Here is a 1,434-nt window from a genome sequence, read left to right as displayed (position 1 = left end):
AAACTTCTTCGTCGCCAGCGGCGAGCCGCCCTCGTTCGTGAGGCGTATATAGTCGCCACCAACGACAACTGTCAACACACATCCATAATGTTTTTTCGATTTCTCGTAGAGATATCCACCGGGCCGAAATTCATGAGTTGGCTTGGCTGAATTGTGGGCGGTGCTCTGCCGCCTGCCATTCCTGTGATGCGCCCCCGAGATCTCGGCGCTGATGTGCGCCATCAACCTGCCGCGCCTCGATGGCTGCAGAGCAATTCCCCACCGAAGCGTCGTTTAGAGCCGGCCCTTGAGCAATTCCGGTGTGATGTCCCGGCCAGCGTAGAAGATGCCCAGGGATCAGCACCCGCCCACCCTCGACGGCGAAGGCAATGCTGACGGCGCGGCGATAGCCAACAATCCGCAGCCCAGGCATGATCCCGACCCGCTCGGTGCCCCGCTGTGGAAAAGTCGACAGACCGAGACAATGGTCGCGGATACCCGCAATGAAATTCCAGGCGATCGCCGGGGACGCACGTCCGGCTATATCATCGTAGAGTTGCTCCAGCTCAGACTCCGCCTTTGGGTGGAAGACAATCTGGTGCTCCATCCCCTACTTGGCTTTCGCCTGCTTCGCGCGATGACGCGCCTCCAGCCGGGAGAAAACCGTTTCGGCAGGGACGCCCTTCGATGAATCCTGCCGGAGTTCAGCCAGGCGCCCCGGTATCTCGTCGCGCAGCCATTTCTCCCGCTCCGCCTCGAAATCCTCGAGCATGCGCAGGCCCGCGCGGACAACCTCGCTGGCATTGTTGTAGCGGCCTGATTCAAGCTGTTTCCTGATGAAGCTCTCGTAGTGGTCATTCAAAGCGTAATTTGGCATTGGCAACCTCCTGCGGGGAATATGGGAGCAATTCCGAATCTGGCAATAGATGTCAACTATTAGCAAGATTGGCTGATTCGACCATGCCACAGCTTGCGCCACTCATCCCGCAGAGAAGCGCCCTTCACTTTGATTCGGCATGATTGAGTTGATTCGGCACGATCGAGGCGTCGCTTCAATGCCTCCAGGCCGCTCGACCAACGGCACTGGCGGCTATCGCGGAGTGACACACCCGACCGCCGGCGCAATCGAGGATCCACATGCAGGTCGATATTCGCGGTCATCAGTCATTGTCATGGCCGAGGGTGGCCATAAAGAGTCGGCTGAATAGAACACCACCCCGACCAAATTCATTTCGTATTTGATTGCAAGTCATCACCGGCATCACCGATGCCTGGCACGAGGATCGGATGGCTTTGTCTTTTCTGCCTCCGGTTCGGTTGATCCGGTCATGGCGGCGGCTGGGGCGCTTCATTTGCCAGCCCCTTGAACGCAAAGGGCCGGCGGGCATTGTGCCATGCGGGCTGTTTTTGCTTTGGTTTTGGGGAGAGGATTGGTTTTGTCTGGGGGCTGGGGTT

At 58.4% G+C, this 1,434-nt stretch carries 2 protein-coding genes and 2 pseudogenes; all 4 read right to left on the bottom strand.

All coding sequences use genetic code 11. The features are described from left to right. A pseudogene (locus MESCI2_RS1000000138690) lies at positions 1–222 on the bottom strand (hypothetical protein); the annotation flags it as partial. 51 nt (positions 223–273) lie between these two features. Further along, positions 274–586 (bottom strand): annotated as a pseudogene (locus tag MESCI2_RS01000000135675) (type II toxin-antitoxin system RelE/ParE family toxin). A gap of 3 nt (positions 587–589) precedes the next feature. Then, positions 590–856, bottom strand: coding sequence for a type II toxin-antitoxin system ParD family antitoxin (locus MESCI2_RS0125710; RefSeq protein ID WP_027038984.1), 267 nt, complete (start codon positions 854–856; stop codon positions 590–592). Between the two features lie 283 nt (positions 857–1,139). Continuing rightward, the coding region (locus MESCI2_RS1000000138685) for a hypothetical protein (protein WP_210164816.1) at positions 1,140–1,434 on the bottom strand (295 nt) is incomplete at its 5' end.

This window comes from Mesorhizobium ciceri WSM4083, from assembly GCF_000519305.1.
Taxonomy (GTDB): Bacteria; Pseudomonadota; Alphaproteobacteria; order Rhizobiales; family Rhizobiaceae; genus Mesorhizobium; species Mesorhizobium ciceri_B.
This window is presented reverse-complemented; position numbering and strand designations above follow the sequence as displayed.